Annotated in this window: 5 protein-coding genes; 1 reads left to right on the top strand and 4 read right to left on the bottom strand. The window is 66.2% G+C overall.

Annotated features, from left to right (window positions below; all coding sequences use genetic code 11):
* From ELR45_RS39460 to ELR45_RS28660, 3 genes are all read right to left on the bottom strand, one after another.
* Window positions 1–598: carbohydrate ABC transporter permease (locus ELR45_RS39460; RefSeq protein ID WP_205857457.1), on the bottom strand; the 598-nt coding region annotated here is incomplete at its 3' end.
* Between the two features lie 22 nt (window positions 599–620).
* Window positions 621–2,066, bottom strand: a complete 1,446-nt coding sequence (locus ELR45_RS28665) for an ABC transporter substrate-binding protein (RefSeq protein WP_129669354.1) — start codon at window positions 2,064–2,066, stop codon at window positions 621–623.
* Window positions 2,067–2,339: 273 nt separating this feature from the next.
* Complete coding sequence (locus ELR45_RS28660; protein ID WP_129669353.1) at window positions 2,340–3,374, bottom strand: LacI family DNA-binding transcriptional regulator; 1,035 nt, start codon at window positions 3,372–3,374, stop codon at window positions 2,340–2,342.
* 111 nt (window positions 3,375–3,485) lie between these two features.
* Here ELR45_RS28660 and ELR45_RS28655 point away from each other — a divergent pair, with 111 nt between their 5' ends.
* Complete coding sequence (locus ELR45_RS28655) at window positions 3,486–4,616, top strand: winged helix DNA-binding domain-containing protein (RefSeq protein WP_129669352.1); 1,131 nt, start codon at window positions 3,486–3,488, stop codon at window positions 4,614–4,616.
* A 28-nt stretch (window positions 4,617–4,644) separates the two neighbouring features.
* Here ELR45_RS28655 and ELR45_RS28650 read toward each other — a convergent pair whose 3' ends face one another.
* Window positions 4,645–5,028, bottom strand: a complete 384-nt coding sequence (locus ELR45_RS28650; RefSeq protein ID WP_129669351.1) for a PPOX class F420-dependent oxidoreductase — start codon at window positions 5,026–5,028, stop codon at window positions 4,645–4,647.
* Window positions 5,029–5,114: the final 86 nt, after the last annotated feature.

Genomic DNA, 5,114 nt, shown 5'->3' with positions numbered 1-5,114 from the left:
CGAGCAGTATGAGGAAGGTGAAGCCGAGCTGGTGCCATACGAATGCGAGCACGACGGCGATGAGCGCCCACCGCGACGAGTTCAACCAGGCGATAGGCTCGATGCCGATCAGGCCCAGGTAGTAGTTCACGATGCCGAAGCTCTCGCTGAACATGTAACTGAGCACGATCGATATCGACGCCGCCGATGTGAGCAGCGGAAAGACATAGGACGCCCGTAGGAGCGTCCGCAGCCAGTTCGGCATCCGGCGCTGCAGTCCCAGGGCCAGGAACAGGGCGAGGGACAGCTGGAGGCCCACGGCGAGGACCACGAACAGTGCGGTGTTGACGAACGTCGTCAGCAGTCGCGCGTCGCCGATGAGCCGCTCGTAGTTCTCCAGGCCGACGAACTGAGGCGGCCTGATCATGTTCCATCGGAACAGGCTCAGCACGAAGGCCGCGACCATCGGGATCACGACGAACACGGCAATACCGCCGAGGCTGGGCAGCAGGAACAGATAGCCCAGGACGGCCCGGCGACGCCGGACCCCGTCGAGATCGTTTGCAGCGAACGCCCGCGTGAGCCGGCGCCGCGGCGCGTGTGCAAGGTCGTATGTCATTGTCTCCGGCCCCTGCCCTGCGTCAGTACTGGGAGCCGTAGTCGGCGACGATCCGCTCGAGATCGGCCTGCAACCCATCCATGGCCTCTTGCGGGGTCATGTCGCCGTTCATGGCCTGTTGCGTCCAGCGCACGAACGCTTCGGTCGTCGCGTTCGCGACCGGAGGCGCGGGGATGGGCGCGGAGTCCGGGTGATCATCGAGTGTGGAGTAGAAGATCTGCCAGTTCGACGGGCCGGTCTCCGCGTATCGTTCCTCCGTCACCATGGACCGGCGCACCGGTGTGGTGACGTTGTTCCGGTGCTCCGGTCGAAGTTCCATGACGTCGCGCTTGATCGTGTGCTTGATCCAAGCCCACGCGGCCTCGGGATTGTCGGTGTCGGCCGCTATGGCGAAGCCGCCGGTGCCGAACTGATGCCGCTGGCTTTCCCAGCCGGGAAAGAGCTGGACGTCGAAATCGTCGGGTTCCAGACCCGCTTCGGCCAGACCGCCGGTCCAGAACCCACCGGCGGGTGTCATCCCGAGCTCGTTGGATGCGAACAGGCCCTCGAGCAGCCCACCGCCGCCGACCTCCACTGCCGGAGTCAGGTCGTCCTCACGTAACCGGACCACGAACTCGAGCGCTTCCACGACCTCCGGCGAGTTCGCTGTGGGCTGTTCCCAGCGCCAGCCACCACCGCGGCCCTCCCCGGCCGGGTCGTCGGTATAGAACCGGTCCCAGAGCCACTCACCACCGGGAGCGCGCTCTTCTGTGAACAGGTTGCCGCCGTTGACGAAGATCCAGGGCATCCACGAGCCCCACAGCCGGTTGGTCCAGCCATAGCCGAACTTCCCCGTCGCGTCCTTGATCTCCCGGATATACCGCTCGAACTCCTGGACATCCCAGTCCGGCGCGGGCATCTCGAGTCCGGCCTCTTTCATGAGACTCGTGTTCAGGTACATGTTCGCCGCGTTGAAATCGTCCGGAAACTGGTACAGGGAGCCTTCGTACATCATCGCCTCGACCAGCGCCGGATGAACATCCTCGAAGTACTCTTCGAGCTCATCGGCGTCACGTTGGACGAACTCGTCGAGCGGCTGTACCAGGCCTTGACCGGCGAACAGCTGTGTGCCCTCGGTCGCGACGACGATCAGGTCGGGGGCCTTGCCGGCCGCCACCTCGGTGAGCAGCTTGCTGAAGTACTCCTCCCAGTCTGTGCCGCTGATGGGCACGAACTCCACGTTGATGTCTGGGTACTCCTCGTTGAAGCTTTGAACCCGCGGGTCCTCGATCGCGTCGTTGTCGGTGAACATCGCGATGCGGAGAGTGCCGCCGAGCTCATCGCCGGCTGTGGATCTGTCGCTGTCCTCGCCGCCGCACGCCGTCGCGAGCGGGCCAATGGCGGCAAGGCCGGCTGTGAGCCTGAGGGCATGGCGACGAGTGAGCATGCCTCTCGGCGGCTGTGGCGTGCGGGTGGCTGGATGAGTCATGGCGTTGTCTCCCTGTCTTGTCGGTGTCGACCGACAACGGTCTCCGTCTAGGCCATGCGCAAAATCGATTCGTTCGTGTGCAGAATCGATTCTGCAATGGAGTGGACGTTAATCCGCCGTTGCGTGCGCGTCAAGGCTTCGTTAGCCGTCCGTTACGTGACCATGACGGGAGGGAGGCACATGAGTCTGTTCCAGGGCAGGTTCGTGGAGGGGCGAGTCAGGACAATGCGGCTTCCGCGCGACCCGCGGGTGCCCGCGGCCGGAACGTCAGGCTTAAGAGCGCCCGGACGGCGGGACGACAGAACGCCGGACGACGAGCGGGCACGGCATGAGATGTTGCACCGGTTCCAGGCTTGGATCCTCGATGTGACGGAGCAGCTGTTCAACGGACCAGCGGCCCATGGCTTCGTGTGGAAGCTGCATCGTGGTGAGGCCGGGGTTGACCCAAACCGTCAGCAGTTCCAGGTTGTCGAAGCCGACGATCGACACGTCCTCGGGGACGCGGAGCCCGAGCGATTCGGCCGCGTCGTACGAAGCGGAGGCGGGCCGGTCGCTGAAGCAGAACAGCCCGGTGGGCCGGTCGGGCCGCGCGAGCATGTGCCGCGCGCTCTCGGTTGCCCTGATCCGATCTTCGGCAAGCGTGACCTCCACCAGGCCGGGGTCGAACGGGATGCCGGCGTCGGCCAGGGCCCTCCGGTAGCCCTCGAGCCGCAGCCGCGTGGCCGGGATGTCCGTGATGTTCTGCAGATAGCCGATCCGGCGGTGGCCGGCTTCGATAAGTTGCGAGACGGCTTCGTACGCCCCGCCGATCTCGTCGGGCACCACGCCGCTAAGCTCGCCGCGCGGATCCCGGACGTCGAGCATGACGGTGGGGGAGTCGGCGAGCGCCGCGGGGGGCTCCTTGATCTGGTGGTAGGTGGTGGCGTAGAGAAAGCCGTCGACCTGACGCTGGCGCAGGTCTTCGATCGAGCGGCGTTCCCGCTCATCATCCGCCATCGTCTCGAGGACTACCAGCATGAAGCCGGCCTTCCACGCCGCCTCATGTGCACCGCGGATCATGGCACCCGCGAAGGGCTCCGACGCAATGTCATCAGAGATCAAGCCGATCGTCAGCGACCTCCGCAGCCGGAGCCCTCGGGCCATGCTGTTCGCCCGGTACTCCAGTTCGGCAGCAGCTCGCTCGACCTTACGCTGGGTCTCCACCGGGATGCGGTCGGGTTTGCCGTTGAGCACGACCGAAGCGGTGGTGCGTGAGACGCCCGCTCGACGTGCCACATCAGCGAGCCGGACCCGCGTCGCCTTGGGCATGTGGGAGACCCCCTTCCTGCCCTCAGCCTACGTGGCGTCCCCTGGTGGCGTGAGTGGATCTCGGGACGCCGGGCGACCAAGAGTGTCGGCCGGGGCGATTAATGTCTCCCCATGGACGAGGATCTTGCCCCGTGGCGGATGCATGCCGTTGGTCTGTGTGCCAGCCGCTGGTCGGCGCCCGACGATGTCCTTCGAGGGTTCGTCGCCATGCAGTCGCAGGAGTTCGGGCCGGCGTTGTGGTCGGTGCGGCAGAGGCTCACCTCCGGCTCGGAGCAGGATCTGCTTGCAGCGTTCGACGCGGGCACCCTGCTGCGGACCCATGTCCTCCGGCCCACCTGGCACTTTGTGTTACCGGAGGACATCCAGTGGCTGCTTGAGCTGACCGCGCCGCGCGTCCACGCGTTCAACGCCTACTACTACCGCCAGCACCAGCTGGACGAGCATGTGCTGGGCACATGCCTGGACGCCATCGGCGCCACGCTCGCCGACGGCAACGCACTGACCCGGAAGGAAGTCGCCGCGACGCTGGCGGACGCCGGTGTCGTGGCCGAGGGTCTGCGGCTCGGCCTCATCCTGATGTACGCCGAGCTGGAGCGTGTCATCTGCAGCGGTCCGCGGCGAGGAAAGCAGCACACGTACGCTCTGCTGGAGGAACGCGCACGCCAGGCAAGGCGGCTCTCCCGGGACGTCGCTCTCGCCGAGCTGACTCTGCGGTACTTCATCAGCCGGGGTCCCGCGACGGTGAAGGACTTCGCGTGGTGGTCGGGGCTTACCGTGGCGGACATCCAGGCCGGCCTTGGAACGGTGTCGGGATCGCTGGAGAGTTTCGTCGTCGATGACGTCACCTACTGGCACGGCGAGCCGGAGGCCGCGCTCGGACCGGAGAAGCACGAGCTCTCCGGTCCGGCCTGGCCTCGGGTGCTGCTTCTTCAGCCGTACGACGAGTACGCCATCTCGTACTCCGAGAGCCGGTCGATCATCGACCGGTCCGGGTTCGGGGCTTTGCGGCCGGAAGGCCGTGGCGCGTACGTCGGACTGGTCATCCTCGACACGCAACTCGTCGGCTTCTGGAGACGCACAGTCCAGCGGCGCCAGGTCATCATCGACACCCAGCTCTACCGGTCATTCGGCGTCGCCGAGATGGACGCATTGCGTTCGTCTGCCGACGCGCACGCGGCGTTTCTCGGCAAGGAGGCCGTCGTGAACCCACCCGAGCCGGTTCCCGGCGTAACACTGGAGTGATCAGCCGAGGATGGCCAGGTGGGGATGCTCACCCGACACCGACGGTTTGTTGCTCGGGCTCGATGACGGCCACGACGCGCTCCTGCCCTCGGGGGTACGGCGCACCGATGTACTTCATGGCCAGCCGGTCGATGATCTCCCACGCTCCATCGCCGTCGAGCCATTCGACGACCCGGCCACGGACGACAACGGGCTCGAACGGGTTGTCGACGGGTGCGATGGACAGCGCCACCCGAGGGTCGCGGCGCAGATTGCGTGCCTTGCGCATAGTGGGTCCGGTGAAGAAGGCGATCCGGTCGCCGAGGGTGCCGACAAAGACGGGACTGGCATGGGGCGAGCCGTCCGGGAGGATGGTGGCGAGGTGAGCGATCGAGGCGCCGTCGAGTACGCGGCGCACGTCGGGATCCAGCATGTGGGTGCTCCTTCAGCGGTGGTTGTCGGCGCGCCACGCGACGTAATCGGCAACCGCCGTGGCGACGTCGAATGCCGGTGCGAAGC

It is taken from the genome of Phytoactinopolyspora endophytica (genome assembly GCF_004138495.1).
GTDB classification, from domain to species: domain Bacteria; phylum Actinomycetota; class Actinomycetes; order Jiangellales; family Jiangellaceae; genus Phytoactinopolyspora; species Phytoactinopolyspora endophytica.
Note: the sequence above shows the minus strand (reverse complement) of the source record. Positions and strands in the feature narration are given on the sequence as shown.

Excerpts from the sequence above, each read along its gene's own strand:
- ELR45_RS28665 (WP_129669354.1), bottom strand. The coding sequence starts at position 2,066 with ATGACTCATCCAGCCACCCGCACGCCACAGCCGCCGAGAGGCATGCTC.
- ELR45_RS28660 (WP_129669353.1), bottom strand. The coding sequence starts at position 3,374 with ATGCCCAAGGCGACGCGGGTCCGGCTCGCTGATGTGGCACGTCGAGCG.
- ELR45_RS28655 (WP_129669352.1), top strand. The coding sequence starts at position 3,486 with ATGGACGAGGATCTTGCCCCGTGGCGGATGCATGCCGTTGGTCTGTGT.
- ELR45_RS28650 (WP_129669351.1), bottom strand. The coding sequence starts at position 5,028 with ATGCTGGATCCCGACGTGCGCCGCGTACTCGACGGCGCCTCGATCGCT.